Raw genomic sequence first — 17,054 nt, 5'->3', positions numbered from 1 at the left:
CAAGCTTGCGGCAAGCCAACTGTGAGAGAATCATCACGTCAGGTGGTTACCTGCGGAGAGGAAGAACCATGCTCAGGATCGGGCTGCTCACGAGCGGCGGGGACTGCCAGGCCCTCAACGCCACGATGCGCGCAATCGTCAAGACCATCATGAACAAGTCCAAGGAGCCGGTGAAGGTGTACGGCTTTGAGGACGGCTACCAGGGGCTCATCTACGGGAGGTACCGCACCATGGCGTGGGCGGACTTCTCGGGCATCCTGACCCAGGGCGGGACCATCCTGGGGACCAGCCGCACCCCCTTCAAGCGCCTGGACATCCCCGAGGCCGATGGCGTCGACAAGGTCGCCGCCATGAAGAAGAACTACGCAAAGCTGCAGCTGGACTGCCTGTTCATGCTGGGTGGCAACGGCTCCACCAAGACCGCGAACCGCCTTGCCCAGGAGGGCCTCAACGTGATCGCCCTCCCCAAGACCATCGACAACGACACCTATGGCACCGACCTCACCTTTGGCTTCACGAGCGCCATCGACGTCGCGACCAGGTACCTGGACGAGATAAAGACCACGGCGAGCTCGCACGGCCGCGTCTTCGTAGTCGAGATCATGGGGCACAAGGTGGGCTGGATCCCGCTCTACGCAGGCGTCGCCGGTGGCGCCGACGTCATCCTGATCCCCGAGATCCCGTACGAGATGGGCAACGTGGTGAAGGCCATCGAGAAGCGCGAGAAGGACGGCGGCCGCTTTGCCATCGTCGCGGTGGCCGAGGGTGCCATCAGCAAGGAGGAGGCGGCCCTCCCCAAGAAGGAGTACAAGGCGCGCGTGGCCGCACGCACCAGCCCGTCGGTCGCCTATGACATCGCCGACCAGATCGCCGCGGCGACCGGGCGCGAGGTCCGCGTGGGCATTCCGGGCCACACGCAGCGCGGCGGCATCCCCGACGCCCAGGACCGCATCTTCGCCACGCAGTGCGGGGTCGAGGCCGCGATGGCCTGCCTCAAGGGCACATTTGGCGTGATGGTCGCGCAGGTTGGCGGCGCCATGACCCTGGTACCCCTCCAGGAGGTCGCCGGCAAGCTCAAGTACGTCGACACCAACAGCGACCTGGTGCGCGAGGCGCGCCAGCTAGGGATCAGCTTCGGCGACAAGTAGCGCGTGACGTCACAACAGGGAGAGACCCTCGCCCCGCCGGGATTGCCACCAGTCCCGGCGGGGCGCTTCTCTCCCCTGCCGATGCCCGCCAACGCGCGGAAATGTTACCAGTTGGTGATGAGAGGGTATTCCTACCTTGCCGGTGGGTGTTTTGCCCTATGATGCCACCAACCACTACGGAAGAGGGAGGTTCGCATGGCACGTCTGGCGATGTGTTGTCGCTGTACGCACGCGTTTGTGTACTAGCCAGACACCATTGAATCGAGGCATGCCATCATGTGCGAACTCTTTGCCGTCAACTCAAAGTCACCCATCAACGTCAACCGCTACTTGGCGGAGTTCTACGACCACAGCCACGGGAACCCCCACGGCTGGGGGCTGACGTACCGCGAGGGAGGCTCCGACGACACCGTGAGGCTCTGGCGCGAACCCGTCGCCGCGTACGAGTCCAAGCTTCTGCCGACCCTGTTGGAGCGCCCGATCGAGGCCAGCCACCTGCAGGCACACATTCGCAACGCGACCTGCGGCACGCTGAGCCCGGAGAACTGCCACCCCTTCCGCGGAAGCGACATCACCGGTCGCGACTGGACCATGATCCACAACGGCATCCTCTTCAACGAGGGCATGCTCTGGGGCTACGACCAGCGCGAGGAGGGGCAGACCGACAGCGAGCGCGCCATGCTCTTCTTCCTCGACGTGGTGGACGAGGCGGCGCTGCGCTCAAACGGGCGCCTGGGCTTTGACCAGACCTTCGACGCACTTGCCGGCGCTGTGTCGCAGCTGGGCAACCAGAACAAGCTCAACGTGATCCTGGACGACGGAACGTACACCTACGTGCACACCAACACGTCCGAGGTGACCCTGTACTTCAGGCACGTGGGCGACGGCCTGGTGTTCAGCACCTATCCCCTGGGCGGGCCTAACGAGGCAGACGCATGGTCCCCCGTCCCCCGCAACCGCCTGATCGCGTATCGCGACGGAAAGCTGGTCAAGACCTCCGCGCCCCACGGCTACGTGTTCTGCGAGGCGATTCTGGACATCCGCCGTGCCCTGGGCGAGACCTACGTGCCGCCAAAGCAGCAGGTCGCCTAGCTGGCTGGGAGGCCCTCACGGGTCCGGGGCAAGCAAGAATGGCGCCGCCGCATCCCCGGGCTGGGGGTACGGCGGCGCTTGCATGCCAGCGGGATGGGCCGCGGGCGGGAGTCATGGCCTCTCTCCCCTACCCCAGGGTCGCGGACTCCGCGCCCTCGATGGCGACGTTGGTGGAGAGGAACGCTCGCAGCGCCCTGATGCCCAGCGCGGTGTCGTGCGAGCCGGTGGTCTCGTAGCTGGAGTGCATGGCAAGCTGCGGGAGCCCCACGTCAACTGCATGCACGCTGACCTGCGTGTTAGAGAGGTTGCCCAGGGTGGAGCCGCCCTGCATGTCGCTGCGGTTTGCAAAGTGCTGCAGCGGCACCCCCGCGTCGTCGCAGACCGCTCGGAACACGGAGCGGCTGAAGGCGTCGGTGGTGTAGAGCTGGTTGGCCGCCTCCTTCACCACCAGGCCGCCGTTGAGCCTGCAGCGGTTGGCGTCGTCCGCGCGCTCCGGGTGGTTGGGGTGCACGGCGTGAGCGTTGTCGCAGCTCACGAGGAACGAGCGCGAGAGCGCCCTGAGGTAGCCCTCCTCGGTCATGCCCAGGGCGAGGGACGAGCGGAGGAGCACGTCGTGCAGGAAGGTCGAGAGGGCCCCCTGCTTGGTGTTGGAGCCCACCTCCTCGTTGTCAAAGCAGCAGTACACGGTGATCGCGGACTCGTTACGAGACGTGAGGAACGCCACGAGCGACGCATACGCACACTGCAGGTCGTCGAGCTTGGGGGACGACACGAACTCGCTCGCGGCGCCCCACACGCAACCCGGCTGGCGGTTGACCAGGAAGAGGTCGCGCCCCAGCACGTCGTGCGGCTCCACGCCCAGCTCGCCCGCGATCAGGCGGTCGACGTCGGCCGCCTTCAGCTCCCCGGCGGAGAAGAGCGGGCACAGGTCGACCTGGCGGTTGGGCGCAAAGCCCTTGTTGACGTCGTGGTCCATGTGGATGGCGAGGCTGGGGATAAGCACCAGGTCGCGGTCGGGCGCGAGGAGGCGGCTGCGCACCGTGCTGCCGTCGCGCACCATCACGCGACCGGCAACGGAGAGCGGGCGGTCAAACCAGGTGTGGTCGATCATGCCGCCATAGGCCTCCACGTTCAGCCGCAGCGTTCCCTCGGGACCCTCCAGCGCGGGGGCGTCCTTGAGCTTGAACGTGGGAGAGTCACCGTGGGCCGCCGTCATCTGAAAGTGGGGCACGTCGATTGCGTCACCCACACGCAGAGCGATCACGCTGGACCCGTTGCGCGTTGCGTAGTAGGTGCCACCGGGCTCCAGGTGCCACTCCTCACCCTCGGGGAGCTGCTCAAAGCCCGCCGCCTCAAGCCTCCCCGCAATCGTCCTGGTGGTGTGGAACATGCTGGGGCAGCTCGCGATGAAGTCGATCAGGTCGCGCGAGACCTCCAGGTCGTCCTCCATGCCGTCCATGTGTCCTCCTTCTCTCGGCACCCGCATCGACCCGTTGGTCGACTCGCAGCGCCATGGAATTGTCGTCTCTCACCCAGCTTAGCGCGAGGACGGGCGAGAGGGGCGTTGCCACACCGCCCGCGCCCCTCCCACCGGCTTCCCGCGCCATGGGGTCTACCCGCAGTCTTTGTCCAAGAAGAGGAGCAGGGAGGTCATCCGGCTGGAAGCCGTTCGCCACTAGGTAGTCCCCGTGGATTGGTATTGGGTCCAATCTCCCCTGGATCGGCAGGGGGGGCTCGCCTAGCTGGGAAGCATTCCTCCCTACGGGTAATTCCTCCAGTGATTTTCGCATTATGGCAACAGGATCCCGATGTGAGCGCTTTTGAGCAGGAGTCCTAGGAGGGGCTCAAACGGATGGTAGCGCTTGCGCAGGCAAGCCAATCATGCGGCTTTCTGCGTCCCGACGGTTGGCAGCAACATCCCTTTATGAGTGCTCACATCGGGAGCTAGCCGCCATCTGAAAGCTCAAGCTGCCGTAATTGGCAACGCGCGCCCGACATGAGCACTCACATCGGGCCCCCTCTGCCATCCGCTGCTAACAGGGATAATCACCGACCCCTCTACCAGCAGGAATGAAGAGGGCACGCAGCCGCCTTGCTCTGACCCACCTGCAGAAACGCTCACATCGGGACTTCCCTGCCATGGTTCGAATCATGATGTCAGCTGATACCAGCAAGCCGGCGGGCTGCCACGCTCCCAGCATCGTTCGTCCAACCGGCGGACCAAATATTGCAGCCCGCCACGTTGTTGCGCGGGCTCCCCCTTCTTTCCGCTCTTTTGAAAGACCAGCCTCGCGTTGGGAAAAGCGACTCCAGAGCTCCACGGAACAGCCGAGGGGCACGTCAGCGAACGTATGGGCACCCACGCGGGCGACATGCCGCTATGATTCGAATCCTGATGCCTTGAGCTCTGGCGATTCTCGGCTGCTGACTCTCCCCGTCAACGCAAAGCTGCCCCACGCGGGAATCCGCGGGGGCAGCTGACGGATCAGAGACCTGCCGAGCCCTACGCAAAGCCGAGCGCGAGCCCGACCAGGCGCACGACGAGGGCGATGACCCAGGCGACCACGCACTGGAACACCACGACCCCGAGCGCGAAGCGACCGCCCTGCTCGCGCCTGATGGCGGCGATTGCGGCGACGCAAGGCGTGTACAGCAGGCAGAACACCAGCAGCGAGAGCGCGGAGAGGGGCGAGATCAGCGAGGTGAGGGTGCTGACGCTCCCAAAGAGCACGCTGAGGGTGGCAACCACGACCTCCTTGGCCATGAAGCCTGCGATGAGGGCGGTGGTGACCCTCCAGTCGGCGAAGCCGAGCGGTGCAAAGATAGGAGAGATCCAGCTCGCGATGACGGCGAGGATCGACTGGCTGGGGTCGGAGACCATCTGGAAGGCGGGGCTGAAGGTCTGAAGCACCCAGATGACCACGGCGGCGGCGAAGACCACGGTGAACGCCCTCTGGAGGAAGTCCTTGGACTTCTCCCACATGAGCTGGAGGACGCTGCGGGCGGACGGCATGCGGTAGTTGGGAAGCTCCATCACGAAGGGAACCGCCTCGCCCTTGGCGAACGTGCGGTGCGAGATGGCGGCGACGGTCACCCCCACCAGGATGCCCAGCAGGTACAGGAAGAGAATCACGACGGCGCCGGTGCCCGGGAAGAACGCCGCGGTGAAGTAGGCGTAGATCGTAAGCTTGGTAGAGCAGCTCATGAACGGCGTGAGAGCAACCGTGATCTTGCGGTCGCGCTCGGAGGGCAGGGTCCGGGTGGACATGACCGCGGGGACCGTGCAGCCAAAGCCCACGAGCATCGGCACGATGGAGCGGCCGGAGAGCCCGATCTTCCTCAGTGGCTTGTCCATCACGAACGCGATGCGCGCCATGTAGCCGGTGTCCTCCAGCAGCGAGAGGAAGAAGAACATGGTGACGACGATGGGCAGGATGGGCAGCACCGTCCCCACCGCGTTGAAGATGCCGTCGATCACGAGCGAGTGCAGGACTGGGTTGGTGCCCGCCGCCGTGAGCCCGGCGTCAGCCGCGTTGGTGAGCCACGTGACCCCATCGGCGACGAGGTTCTGGAGGAACGCCCCCACAACGTTGAAGGTGAGCCAGAACACCAGCGCCATGATGCCCACGAACGCTGGGATCGCGGTGTAGCGTCCCGTGAGGATGCGGTCCACGCGCTCGCTGCGCTCGTGCTCCCTCGACTCGTGGGGCTTGACCACGCAGCGCGCCACGACCTTCTCGATGAAGGAGAACCGCATGTCCGCGATGGCCGCCGCGCGGTCAAGGCCGCGCTCGTCCTCCATCTGGACGATGATGTGCTCGATGGTCTCGCGCTCGTTCTGGTCGAGCCGCAGCGCCTCCTCCACGGCGGGGTCGCCCTCCACGAGCTTGGTCGCCGCAAAGCGCAGCGGGATGCCCGCGCGCTCGGCGTGGTCCTCGATGAGGTGCATGATCGCGTGGAGGCAGCGATGAACGGCGCCCCCGTGGTCCTCCGGGCTGCAGAAGTCCTGCCGACCGGGACGCTCCTGGTACTTGGCAACATGAAGCGCGTGCTCGATGAGCTCGTCCACACCCTCGTCCTTCGCCGCCGAGATGGGAACCACCGGGATTCCCAGCATGTCCTCCATGCGGTTGACGTGGATCGACCCGCCGTTGCCCTGGAGCTCGTCCATCATGTTGAGCGCGAGGACCATCGGCCGGTCAAGCTCCATGAGCTGCATCGTGAGGTACAGGTTGCGCTCGATGTTGGTGGCGTCCACGATGTCTATGATGCCCGTGGGACGCTGGTCCAGGATGAAGTTCCTGCTGACCATCTCCTCCTGGCTGTAGGGGCTCATGGAGTAGATGCCGGGCAGGTCGGTCACGTCCGTGTTGGCATGGCCGCGGATGGCGCCGTCCTTGCGGTCCACGGTGACGCCTGGGAAGTTGCCCACATGCTGGTTGGAGCCTGTTAGCTGGTTGAACAGCGTGGTCTTGCCGCAGTTCTGGTTGCCCGCAAGGGCAAAGGTGAGCGTGGTCCCCTCGGGCAGGGGGTGCTCGGTGGCCTTCACATGGTACTTGCCGCCCTCACCCAGGCCGGGGTGCTCCATGCCGGAGGGCTTGCCCCTCTCCCCTGCGGGAACTGTCGCGTTGTCTGATGGGGAGACGCCAGACCCTGAGTCAGGCGAGACGAGCGTGGCGCCTATGCGGTGGGCATCTGCCACGCGCAGGGTGAGCTCGTAGCCGTGAAGCCTGAACTCCATGGGGTCACCCATGGGGGCGAACTTCACCAGGGTCGCCCGGGCTCCGGGGATGACGCCCATGTCCAGGAAGTGCTGCCGCAGCGCCCCCTCGCCGCCCACGTTGGTGATAACCGCCGTCTGCCCTATCTCCAGGCTCCCCAGCGTCGTGCCGCGCGCATCTGCCATCGAGGTCCCCTCGTCCCGTCCAAAAGTTAGCCAAACGTTCCTTTTGGTCACATGGTAGCCCTTTCGGACGGCTCATGGGGCGAGAGGGACAACAACGCACGGTCGATGCGGCGTCCGTCCGGGTGCACCCTTCCCAGGGCCCCGGCGCAGGGACCCCACCCTGGCCGCCAGCGGGACGCCGACTCCCATGCGCCACGGTCGCTTCCCTGCCGTCTTCGTGTTTCACCTCCCCCAGCCGCCGCTCCTCCTCGCCCACTGCTAGGCTAAGGGGATATGCCTACGCGAGAGGGACCCTGACATGAACCTGAGCCAAGCCATCGAGCACGCCAACGCCTTCGTCTTCCCCGGCTTCATGGCGGACGACGCCACGCTCACCGTGGAGCGCCAGCGCAACGAGGAGGCCATCTGCCTCTTGATGGACGCCTGGAAGTCGACGCCCGCCGGTCAGGAGCCCTTCCCCTTCGACCTGGTGCTGGGGCTGGCGGACAGGAACCGCGTGAGCTGTGACAGCTACGGCACCGACCGCCTGCGCAACGTGTCGCCCAGCTGCCTCTCGCGCAGCCTCTCGAACGACGACCTGATCCGCGCCGTGGCCCGCATGCAGCACCGCAACGAGGCGGATGTCAGGCGCACCGCCGGCCCCGACTGCCGCGACCTGGGCATCGCCTACGTGGAGGCGCCCGTCTCGGGCACCGTGGTGGGCATCGACATCGAGACCACCGACCGCGACCCCAGCCGAGGCTACATAGTCAACGTGGGCCTGGAGTTCATGGAGCTTGCCCCCAAGGCAAAGCCCAACCACCCCTTCAGCAGCTGCTGTGGACTCCCCGAGATGTACCGCGAGAAGGGCGTGCCCCTCTCCTTTGTGCACCACATCACCTGGAAGGACGTTGAGGGCAAGAAGCCCTTCCGCTCCAACAAGAAGATGCAGGAGGCAATCCTGGCAGCGCTGACCATGTACCCCTTCATGGCGCACAACGCCGCCTTCGAGGACTCCTGGTTCATGCTCAACATCGACGGCTACGCCGAGGCCCGCAAGGCGGGCAAGGTCGTCCCCATCGACACCCGCGACATCTGTCGCAAGGTCGACCCCGAGTACAAGACCCTCCCCCACGACTCCCGTCCCGCCGCGCTGGAGAGCTGGGCCCGCAGGCGCGGCACCCTCAAGGCAAACGAGAAGGAGCGCCACCTTGGCCTGGAGGACGTGGACCTCATGTTCCGCACCGTCCAGGCGGAGTTTGCCGAGAGGAACATGTTCGCAACCTCCAAGTAGCCCATCGCACCGCCAGGCATCCCCTCGGCGAAATGTCAGGTTCCACCCCCTCGAACGTATTGTTGTCGAAGGCTCGAGCCAGCCAAGTGACAAGGGGTTGACATGCTGAGAAGAAGACGGGACAGCTCGGAGGAGGTGCAGAGGGAGGCACGCCGCCTGGTCGACGAGTACGGCGACCTGACGTTGAGGCTCGCATACACCTACCTGGGGTCGCGCCAGGACAGCGAGGACGTGAGCCAGGACGTGCTATGCAAGCTCCTGTGCAGGAAGGAGCCTTTCAACGGCCCCGAGCACGAGCGTGCGTGGGTCATCCGCTGCACCTCCAACGCCTGCAAGGACCTCCTGAGGAGCGCGTCGAGGCGAAGGAACGTCTCGCTCGACCAGGTCGCCGAGGTGCCGGATGCCACCGCAGAGACGGACGCGGACGACGTCCCGGGAGAGGTGACCAGGGCCGTGATGGGCCTGCCTCCCACATACCGCGAGGTCATCTACCTGCACTACTACGAGAACATGAGCCTTCGGCAGATCGCCGAGGCAGTCGGGGCAAGCGAGGGCGCCGTGGCCAAGAGGCTGAGCCGCGCCCGCGCGGAGCTCCGCGAGAGGCTGGAGGGGAAGAGCGATGAGCGACATGGCAGCGAGGTATCGGGACGAGATGGGTCAGGTCGCGCTCACCAAGGAGCAGAGGGACAGGATGGCGCAGGCAGTTGCCTCTGCAGCCCTGGGTACGCAAGCTAGCGGCGAGGCCCCCGTCGCCGCGTTCCGCCCCCGCAGGCGTCGCGGGCTCGCCGTCGCGGCGGTCGCCGCGGGCATCGCCGTTGCGGTGGGACTGGGCGGCTACGCCTACGCGAGCGGGCAGCTCGTGAGCGTCGCGAGCGCGTTCGACGACGTGTTTGGCGGAGGGACCGCCCCCACCAACGTCACCGACAAGGTCGGCCGCCCGGTCAACGCGGTCGCGACGTGCAATGGCATCACCATCTCCGCAGACGCGATCATGGGAGACGAGCGCAACTACGTGGTGGTCTACAGCATCGCCCGCGCCGACGGCAAGCCGCTCGGCACCGTGGGCACCGACGAGAACGGCACGCTCACGCTGGACGGGCACCCGCTGTCCGCGGACTTCGACCAGAGCGTGGACGGGGCGACCGGTCAGGGCGGCAGCGCGTACTTCTACGACGCCGACCCCTCCGACAACGCGATCCAGCTGGTGACGCAGCTCACTGCCGACACCAACGTGATTGGGGCCACAGTGAACATGCACCTCTCCGCCATCAACGGGCTGGATGACTCCACGCAGTCCGAGACGCCCGTGGCAACGGGGAGCTGGGACCTCAAGTTCAAGCTCAACTACGAGGCGGACTCCGTGAGCCTCAAGCCCACCGGAAGCCTTACCGTGGCGGGAACGGACGCAAGCGTGCAGTCCGTGAGCGTCTCGCCCGTTGCCGTGAGCGTGGACTACACCGTGGACGGCACGGAGGAAGCCCCCAAGACGTCTGGCAGGTGGTCGCCCAAGTACCTCGACCTGGGAGACATCACCGTCACCATGCGCGACGGGACGACCATCACGGTCCCCAGCGGGGCGTGCAGCTCCCACGAGGAGGATGGCAAGACGGTGGTCGAGATGGGCGCGTTCCTGAACCGCACCATCGACCCGTCGCAGGTGGCATCCGTGAGCTTTGGCGGCGTTACCGTGACGGAATAGCCGAAAGACGGGGCGAGACAAGACGGGGCGGCGGGCACCAGATGCCCGCCGCCCCGCGCGTCACGAGGTGAGAGCCACCAATCCTATGCGGCAATCCCGCTCGCGCTGGCACCGTCTGGTACCACGCCGCCACGGGACCCGCGCCCGTCGGCCGTCTGGCGCCTGCCCACCAGCTCGCAGGCCATGGCCCCTCCCAGCACCAGCACGGCACCCAGGATGCGGCCGGGACCCAGGGGCTCCGCGAGCAGGATGGCGGAGAGCAGCACCGCCGAGACGGGCTCGAGGTAGCCAAGGACCGAGACGGACTGCACGCTCAGGCGCCCCATGGCGGAGAAGTACAGGTAGCAGCCCAGGCCGGTGTTCACGAGGCCGAGCATGGCGACCATGGGGAGAGAGGACGGAGCCACGGGCTGCAGCGCCCCGGCGAAGGGCGTGTACAGCGCGACGACCGCGAAGCTCGCGACCAGCTGTATCGTGGCGGCCTCGAGCCCGCCCACGTCGTGGGACCCCTTGCCGGCGATGACCATGACGGCGTAGAAGGCCGCCGCACCCAGGCCGCAGAGGATTCCCCGTGCGGAGCCCAGGCCGCCGGAGCCCTGCGACACAACGAGGTAGGCACCCAGCAGGACCGCGGCGAAGCAGGCGAGCTTGGGGGCACCGAGCCGCTCGTGGAGCAGGAGCGGGGCGAGCGCCATCACGATGACCGGCCCTAGGTAGTACAGCAGGGTGGAGGTCCCCACCCCCACCAGCCGGTAGGCCTGGAAGAGGAACACCCAGCTCACACCCAGGGCTCCACCCGAGACGGCAAGCGCCGCCACCTGGCGGGGATGCTCGCGCCCAACGAGCGGCTGCCGAGAGACGAGCAGGACGACCACGAGCAGTACCGCCCCCAGGAGGGTGCGCAGGAGCACGATCTGCGTGCTGGGGAGCGAGATGCCACTCGCGACTATCCCGTTTGACCCAAACAGCAAGAGCGATGCGAGGTACTTCCCATACGACCGAGACACGAGCCATCCCCTCCACGACGTTTCCCGGGCATAGTCTGACCTTCCCTCTCGTCTGAGAAAAGCGCGAATATCTCATGTGTGTCATGATGCCTCTGCATACCTAACAAGGGAGGGTCAGTGGACGCCAGCATCCTCAAGTACCAGGCCTTCGTGGAGACGGCACGCCTGGGGAGCCTCACGCGCGCCGCGGAGCAGATGGGCTACTCCCAATCGGGAGTAAGCCGCATGATTGCCGACCTCGAGCGCGACTGGGAGGTGACACTGTTCAACCGCGGGCGGCGCGGGATCACCCTGACCCCCGACGGAGAGCGAATCCTACCCGTTGCCCAGCGCCTCTGCTCCGAGTACCACCTCCTCGAGGAGCGCGTGGGAGAGATACGCGGCCTCGAGACCGGGGCCGTCCGCATCGGCACCGTGTCGAGCGTGGCAACCTACATCCTCCCCCGCGTGCTAGGTGACCTGCAGCGCCGCCATCCGCACGTTGACTACGAGCTGTTGCTGGGAGACTACGACCAGATCGAGCGGTGGGTCGACTCCGGGCGCGTGGACGTGGGGTTTCTCCCCTACGAGCCGGGTGCGGGCATCGAGCGCGCCGCCATCGACCGGGACGAGCTGGTCGCCGTGGTCCCGCGGGGGCACGAGCTGGCAGCGCACGATTCGGTGACCCTGCGCGAGCTCGCCCGCGGCCCCTTTCTGATGCTGGAGCAGGAGTCCGCCGGCATGGTGCCGCGCCTGTTCAAGAGGGCACGCCTCTCCCCCAACGTATGGCTCAGGACCTGGGACGACTACGCGATAATGGCGCTGGTCGAGGCGGGGCTGGGGGTCTCGATCCTGCCCTCACTCATCCTGTCACGCTGCCCCTTTGACGTGGCAATCCTGCCACTCGAGCCCAGGGCGTACCGTGACATCTACGTGACGTACCGCCCCCAGGCCGAGCTGTCAAGGGCAACGAGGGACTTCTTAAGGCACCTGGGTCAGAGCCTTGGGGACGCGGGCGAGAGGAGCGAGGGATGACGGTAGGGACCCTGGTTGCCCTGCTCGTGGCAACGGCAGTCGCGGGACAGGCGTGGTTCTGGTACCTGAGGGTGCACGAGGAGAGGAGCCTGTGGTACGGGCTGTCGTTCCTCTTTGCGATAGGGACGCTGGCCCTCGTCGTGGAGACCATGCTGGTCGCCGGCGTCCCGTTTGGCGACCACCCAGTGCTGCAGCAGGCCAACCTGGTGGTCCTGGTGCTGCTCGTGGTGCTTCTCGCCCTGTTCCCGGTTGCCCTGGTGGTGACGCTCGTCGTCTCGGGAGTAAGGCTGATTCGCCGGGAGGGGGCTCGGCCCTCCAATCTGCTGTCGCTGGGATTGGGCATCCTGATGGTCGCCTACGTCGCGGTATGGCCCCTCGTCAGAGACAAGCTGGTCTCCCTTCCGATCGTTGGCGGCGCCCTCGACCTGGCCTTCGGCCTTGCAGCCATCGTCCTGGGCGTGCTCTCGGCGGTCTTCACGCTCTACACCATCAGCGGGGCGCTCGCGCAGATCCCGCACCGCCGCCGTCGTTACGCTCACGTGGTCGTCCTGGGCGCGGGGCTCGCGGAGGGACGCACCGTGACGCCGCTCCTGGCACGCAGGGTCGACCGCGGCGTTCGGGCGTGGCGCGACAACCCCGGCTCCATCCTCGTGATGTCGGGCGGCCAGGGGCCGGACGAGCTGGTGAGCGAGGCCAGCGCCATGGCAGAGTACGCCGTCTCGCAAGGCGTACCTCGGGAGGCAATCGTCCTGGAGGACCGCTCGCGCAGCACGCGGGAGAACATCGCGAACTCGTTCGCACTCATCTCCCCCGACGGCGGGGATGTCTCCCGGCGCTCGCGCGCGGTTGTGGTAACGGACGACTACCACGTGTTCCGAGCGCTGCTTCTCACCCGCGAGTTGGGCGTTCGCTGCGACGGGCTGGGATCCCGCGTGCGCCTGTACTTCTCGCTCAACGCACTCGTGAGGGAGTGGGCGGCATACGTCTCTCTCCGCAGGAGGCTCTACACCAGGGTCATGATCGCCCTCGCCGCCGTCTACGTCGCCGCCTGGCTCTTTGGCACCATCGTGGGAAGCTAGCGGGGAGAGGCGCGCGTCTACCACACGAGAGGGGGCCGCCCCATCCGGGACGACCCCCTCGTTCTGGTGCGCTGCGTCTTGCGCGTCTCCTACATAAGCTCCGTGACGTCCTTGGCGAACTCGATCGGGTCGTCGATGGGCATGCCAGCAACCAGGAGTGCCTGGTCGTACAGGATGTGGCCATAGAGCTTCAGGCGGTCCTTGTCACCCGACTCCTGTGCCGCCACGAGCTTGCCAAACACGGGGTGCGCGGCGTTGAGCTGCAGCACGCGGTGCGCCTTGGGGGCGTTCTCGCCCTCGGGGCCATGGCTGATCACTCGCTCCATCTCGAGCGACACGGGACCCTCGGACGCGATCGCCGCGGGGGCGTCCCCCAGGCCGGCGGCCGCCTTCACGTCGTCAACCTTGCCGTCCATGGCATCCTTGAGCTCGCTGAACAGCTCCTTGTGCTCGTCCTGGGCCTTCTCGGCATCCTTCTTCTCGTCGTCGGTCGCCAGGTCCAGGCCCGCGGTCGTGACGTTGACCAGGTCGTAGTCCTTGGCCTCGGTCCCCTTGTGCTCGGAGTCGCCCGCCTTGGCGTCAACGTGGTAGGAGCGCATGACCTGGAACATGAACTCGTCCACGTCCTGGGTGCATAGAAGTACGTCGTAGCCGTGGTCGACGGCACTCCTCACGGCAGGCAGCTGCTCCAGGCGCTCGCGGCTCTCGCCCGAGGCGTAGTAGACCTTGTCCTGCCCCTCCGCCATCGACTCCACGTACTCCGCGAAGGTCACCATCTTGCCCTGCTTGGCGCTCCAGTACAGCAGGAGGTCGGCGAGCTCGTCGGCCTTGGAGCCGTAGCTGTTGTAGATGCCAAACTTGAGGCCGCGGCCAAAGTTGTCGAAGAACTTCTCGTAGTCCTCGCGGTCGTTGTCGCGCATGGCCTGCAGCTCGCTCGTGATCTTCTTCTCAACGCGACGGGCAATGGCCCTGAGCTGAGCGTTCTGCTGCAGCGTCTCGCGCGAGATGTTGAGGTGCACGTCGGGCGAGTCCACGATGCCGCGCACGAAGTTGTAGTAGTCGGGAAGCAGGTCCTCGCACTTCTCCTGGATGAGGACGTTTGACGAGTAGAGCGCGAGTCCCTTCTTGTAGTCCTTGCTGTACAGGTCGAACGGCGCCTGGCTGGGGATGAACAGCAGCGCGTCGTAGCTCAGCGCGCCCTCGGCATGAAAGCTCACGGTGCGGAGCGGGTCCTCCCAGTCGTGGAAGGTCGACTTGTAGAACTCGTCGTAGTCCTTCTGCTCCACGTCCGCCTGGCGCTTCTTCCAGATGGGCGTCATGGAGTTGATGGTCTCGAGCTCCTCGTACGTCTCGTACTCGGGCTTGTAGTCGTCGCCGGCGTCCTCGGGCTTGGGCTTCTCGCGCGACTTCTCCACCATCATGCGAATGGGGTGGCGCACGTAGTTGCTGTAGCGCGTGATGAGGTCCCTCAGGCCCCACTCGCTCAGGAAGCGATCGGTGTTCTCGTCGTCCGTGGAGGGACGCAGGTGAAGGACCACGTCGGTGCCGTGGTCGTCGGCACCGTCCCTCTCGCCCTCGGCTGCGGGCTCGATGGTGTAGCCCGTCACGCCGTCGGACTCCCAGGCATAGGCGGCGTCGGCACCCAGAGCGCGGCTCACTACGCGCACGTGGTCGGCGACCATGAACGAGCTGTAGAAGCCCACGCCAAACTGGCCGATGATGTCCACGTCCTCGCCCTGGTGCTCCTTGTTCTCGCGCTTGAACTCCTCGGAGCCCGAGTGCGCGATGGTGCCCAGGTCCTTCTCCAGGGCGTCCTTGTCCATGCCGATGCCGTTGTCGCTCACGGTCACGGTGCGGGCGTCCTTGTCAAAGCTCACGCGGATCTCGAGCGAGTCCTGGTCAACATGCAGGTCTGGGTTGTTGATCCCCTCGAACGACAGCTTGTCCAGGGAGTCGGACGCATTGGAGATGAGCTCGCGCAGGAAGATCTCCTTGTTGGTGTAGATCGAGTTGATCATGAGGTCCAGGAGCTTCTTGCTCTCTGTCTTGAACTGCTTCATGCAGGCATGTCCCCCTTCTAGCGGCGTACGTTTTTTTCACAGCTAAGTGTTTACCCCGGGGATTGACCTGTAATCTGGCATTCAGAAAATCTCATGCACTCGCACTGAGGTTTTGCTCGTCTCCCACCTCCGCGGGACAAACCAGGGTTCCCCGGAGGAGAAGCCCCATCCCATCGAAGGCACACCACAGCGCCAAGGCGATGAGCAGGTAGATCACCAGGAACCCCGGGTCGCCAAACCGCCTCACACCCCACACGAAGGGCGCGGCCACGGGCTGGGTGACGAAGAAGAAGTTGGTGCCCAGCACCGGGTTGAGGATCCGGAACAGCAGGCCGCCCGTCACCGCCGCGACCGTAGGCTCCCAAAGGTGCCGCAGCCGCGGGCGATACAGTCCACCCCCCACCATGCACAGGCAGCAGACGACCATGAGGGCGTGCTCGACGAAGCCGCCCACCGATGCGTAGCTCCAAACGGGGCAGTAGGTCCAGCCGGGGAGGAGAAGGGCGCCGATGCCGCCCACCATGCCCCACGGATAGGCGACGCGCGCGATGTGGCGGCTCTCGCTCACCGCGAGCGCGAGGTTGAGGAACTCGCATATGTTGCAGATGTGCAGCGGCCAGAAGTTGGGGGTCATGAGCCCCCGGGCAATGAGGATGGAGTCGCGCGACCCTAGGAGCGCGAGCGGGACCGCCGCCACGGTGACCAGGAACCGATGGCGCGCCGTCCCTCTCCCCCATCCCGCGGGCAGCCGGCGGAAGGCGCGCAGCAGCACGACGGAGAGTGCGGCCATGATCGCGAGCATGCAGAGGTGCTGGGGACCAAAGGTCGCGAATCCCCCCTCGGGGTGTGAGAGGAACACCGGCTCGGGGGTGAGAAACGCCAAGACCACCGACGCAAGCCCTTGCAGGGCACCCACCTACCTCACGCCCTCCACGGCGATCCAGGTCGTCCCCTCGCGCAGGTGGGCGGTCGCATGCGAGAAGCCCGCGCCCTCCAGAAGCGACACATACTCATCGGGCGTGAGCACGGTGAGGTCATAGCGCTCGATGTTCTCCCGCACCTCGTCGTCGAGGTCGGGACGGCGGTAGACGTCGGCCACCAGGAGGAAGCGCCCTCCCGGCCTCACCACGCGGGCCACCTCGCGCAGGGAGCGCGGCGGGTCGGGCCAGAAGTAGAAGCTCTCGACCGTGGTCACCACGTCAAACGAGGCATCGGGAAAGGGCAGCGATTCCACCGATGCGCACGTGACGTCCATCGACCCCGCGCGGATGGCCGCCTCGTTCTGCCGGCGGGAGGTGGCGCACGAGACCTCCGAGTGGTCGACGCCACTCACGTGGCCGCCCCCACCCACCGCCTCGATGCGGTCCGCGATGCGCCCCATCGTGGCACCCCCGCCGCAGCCGATGTCCAGGGCACGGTCCCCGGCATGGAAGTCGACCAGGTCGAGAGCCCAGTTGGTGACGTCGGCATGGCTCCGGTTCATGCGCTCGAGCATCCGCTCGCCAAAGGTCCCATGGGGGTTGCCGGGATCCCCCTCGCGCGTGACCGCGCGCTCGTCCATGACCTCGTCCGCACCTTCCATGGGTTACCTCCCCCAACCTCGGATTCTGCTAGCCGGCCCCGCGGGAAGCGCGGGCCGGGTCACACGATTCTATTCCCAATCCACGGCATCACAGCGTGCGGGACGGACGATCCCGAGCGAGGACGATGGAGGTTCTCCCGCCCCTCCACAACGCTTCGCGCTAGCCTAGAGCGATGAGACAAGCGAGAGGGGAC

Annotated in this window: 13 protein-coding genes; 7 read left to right on the top strand and 6 right to left on the bottom strand. The window is 66.2% G+C overall.

From position 1 onward, the window contains the following. Positions 1 to 68: 68 nt before the first annotated feature. Together FYJ68_RS07805 and FYJ68_RS07800 are read left to right on the top strand one after the other, a co-directional pair. The gene (locus tag FYJ68_RS07805) at positions 69 to 1,148 is read left to right on the top strand and encodes a 6-phosphofructokinase (protein ID WP_154435657.1); all 1,080 of its coding nucleotides are present in this window, start codon (positions 69 to 71) and stop codon (positions 1,146 to 1,148) included. A 276-nt stretch (positions 1,149 to 1,424) separates the two neighbouring features. Next, positions 1,425 to 2,240: a class II glutamine amidotransferase gene (locus FYJ68_RS07800; protein WP_154435656.1), complete on the top strand. Its 816-nt coding sequence runs from the start codon at positions 1,425 to 1,427 to the stop codon at positions 2,238 to 2,240. A gap of 127 nt (positions 2,241 to 2,367) precedes the next feature. Here FYJ68_RS07800 and FYJ68_RS07795 read toward each other — a convergent pair whose 3' ends face one another. Together FYJ68_RS07795 and feoB are read right to left on the bottom strand one after the other, a co-directional pair. Beyond that, positions 2,368 to 3,699, bottom strand: coding sequence for a M18 family aminopeptidase (locus tag FYJ68_RS07795; protein WP_229772133.1), 1,332 nt, complete (start codon positions 3,697 to 3,699; stop codon positions 2,368 to 2,370). Positions 3,700 to 4,743: 1,044 nt separating this feature from the next. Beyond that, entirely contained in the window at positions 4,744 to 7,146 is a 2,403-nt protein-coding gene (feoB, locus tag FYJ68_RS07790) for a ferrous iron transport protein B (RefSeq protein ID WP_154435655.1), read from the bottom strand. A gap of 298 nt (positions 7,147 to 7,444) precedes the next feature. On the opposite strand from feoB, the gene FYJ68_RS07785 reads away from it, so the two are divergent. The 3 genes from FYJ68_RS07785 (at position 7,445) to FYJ68_RS07775 (ending at position 10,118) form a co-directional block, all read left to right on the top strand. After that, the gene (locus tag FYJ68_RS07785) at positions 7,445 to 8,419 is read left to right on the top strand and encodes a 3'-5' exonuclease (RefSeq protein WP_154435654.1); all 975 of its coding nucleotides are present in this window, start codon (positions 7,445 to 7,447) and stop codon (positions 8,417 to 8,419) included. Between the two features lie 102 nt (positions 8,420 to 8,521). Beyond that, positions 8,522 to 9,154, top strand: a complete 633-nt coding sequence (locus FYJ68_RS07780) for an RNA polymerase sigma factor (protein ID WP_154435653.1) — start codon at positions 8,522 to 8,524, stop codon at positions 9,152 to 9,154. After that, positions 9,039 to 10,118 carry a DUF4179 domain-containing protein gene (locus FYJ68_RS07775; protein WP_154435652.1) on the top strand — a complete coding sequence of 360 codons (1,080 nt, stop codon included), beginning with the start codon at positions 9,039 to 9,041 and terminating at the stop codon, positions 10,116 to 10,118. The genes FYJ68_RS07780 and FYJ68_RS07775 overlap by 116 nt, the downstream gene beginning before the upstream one ends. An 83-nt stretch (positions 10,119 to 10,201) precedes the next feature. On the opposite strand, the gene FYJ68_RS07770 is transcribed toward FYJ68_RS07775, so the two are convergent. Further along, positions 10,202 to 11,125 carry a DMT family transporter gene (locus FYJ68_RS07770; RefSeq protein ID WP_326832276.1) on the bottom strand — a complete coding sequence of 308 codons (924 nt, stop codon included), beginning with the start codon at positions 11,123 to 11,125 and terminating at the stop codon, positions 10,202 to 10,204. Between the two features lie 117 nt (positions 11,126 to 11,242). On the opposite strand from FYJ68_RS07770, the gene FYJ68_RS07765 reads away from it, so the two are divergent. Continuing rightward, complete coding sequence (locus tag FYJ68_RS07765) at positions 11,243 to 12,139, top strand: LysR family transcriptional regulator (RefSeq protein WP_326832275.1); 897 nt, start codon at positions 11,243 to 11,245, stop codon at positions 12,137 to 12,139. Further along, on the top strand, positions 12,136 to 13,218 hold the full coding sequence (locus FYJ68_RS07760) for a YdcF family protein (RefSeq protein ID WP_154435651.1): 1,083 nt from the start codon (positions 12,136 to 12,138) through the stop codon (positions 13,216 to 13,218). The genes FYJ68_RS07765 and FYJ68_RS07760 overlap by 4 nt, the downstream gene beginning before the upstream one ends. A gap of 89 nt (positions 13,219 to 13,307) precedes the next feature. Here FYJ68_RS07760 and htpG read toward each other — a convergent pair whose 3' ends face one another. The 3 genes from htpG to FYJ68_RS07745 form a co-directional block, all read right to left on the bottom strand. Then, a complete protein-coding gene (gene htpG / locus FYJ68_RS07755) occupies positions 13,308 to 15,278 on the bottom strand; it encodes a molecular chaperone HtpG (RefSeq protein WP_154435650.1) in 1,971 nt (656 codons plus the stop codon). A gap of 91 nt (positions 15,279 to 15,369) precedes the next feature. After that, positions 15,370 to 16,194 carry a TMEM164 family acyltransferase gene (locus FYJ68_RS07750; RefSeq protein ID WP_154435649.1) on the bottom strand — a complete coding sequence of 275 codons (825 nt, stop codon included), beginning with the start codon at positions 16,192 to 16,194 and terminating at the stop codon, positions 15,370 to 15,372. Further along, positions 16,195 to 16,860 carry a class I SAM-dependent methyltransferase gene (locus FYJ68_RS07745; RefSeq protein WP_154435648.1) on the bottom strand — a complete coding sequence of 222 codons (666 nt, stop codon included), beginning with the start codon at positions 16,858 to 16,860 and terminating at the stop codon, positions 16,195 to 16,197. It lies immediately after the preceding gene. Positions 16,861 to 17,054: the final 194 nt, after the last annotated feature.

The organism is Olsenella porci, assembly GCF_009695875.1.
In the GTDB taxonomy this organism is placed as follows: Bacteria; Actinomycetota; Coriobacteriia; order Coriobacteriales; family Atopobiaceae; genus Olsenella_H; species Olsenella_H porci.
Note: the sequence above shows the minus strand (reverse complement) of the source record. Positions and strands in the feature narration are given on the sequence as shown.

Bases quoted from the DNA above. Each gene is read 5' to 3' on its own strand.
- FYJ68_RS07775 (WP_154435652.1), top strand. From the start codon at position 9,039: ATGAGCGACATGGCAGCGAGGTATCGGGACGAGATGGGTCAGGTCGCG.
- FYJ68_RS07795 (WP_229772133.1), bottom strand. From the start codon at position 3,699: ATGGACGGCATGGAGGACGACCTGGAGGTCTCGCGCGACCTGATCGAC.
- FYJ68_RS07785 (WP_154435654.1), top strand. From the start codon at position 7,445: ATGAACCTGAGCCAAGCCATCGAGCACGCCAACGCCTTCGTCTTCCCC.
- htpG (WP_154435650.1), bottom strand. From the start codon at position 15,278: ATGAAGCAGTTCAAGACAGAGAGCAAGAAGCTCCTGGACCTCATGATC.
- FYJ68_RS07805 (WP_154435657.1), top strand. From the start codon at position 69: ATGCTCAGGATCGGGCTGCTCACGAGCGGCGGGGACTGCCAGGCCCTC.
- FYJ68_RS07780 (WP_154435653.1), top strand. From the start codon at position 8,522: ATGCTGAGAAGAAGACGGGACAGCTCGGAGGAGGTGCAGAGGGAGGCA.
- FYJ68_RS07800 (WP_154435656.1), top strand. From the start codon at position 1,425: ATGTGCGAACTCTTTGCCGTCAACTCAAAGTCACCCATCAACGTCAAC.
- FYJ68_RS07760 (WP_154435651.1), top strand. From the start codon at position 12,136: ATGACGGTAGGGACCCTGGTTGCCCTGCTCGTGGCAACGGCAGTCGCG.
- feoB (WP_154435655.1), bottom strand. From the start codon at position 7,146: ATGGCAGATGCGCGCGGCACGACGCTGGGGAGCCTGGAGATAGGGCAG.
- FYJ68_RS07745 (WP_154435648.1), bottom strand. From the start codon at position 16,860: ATGGAAGGTGCGGACGAGGTCATGGACGAGCGCGCGGTCACGCGCGAG.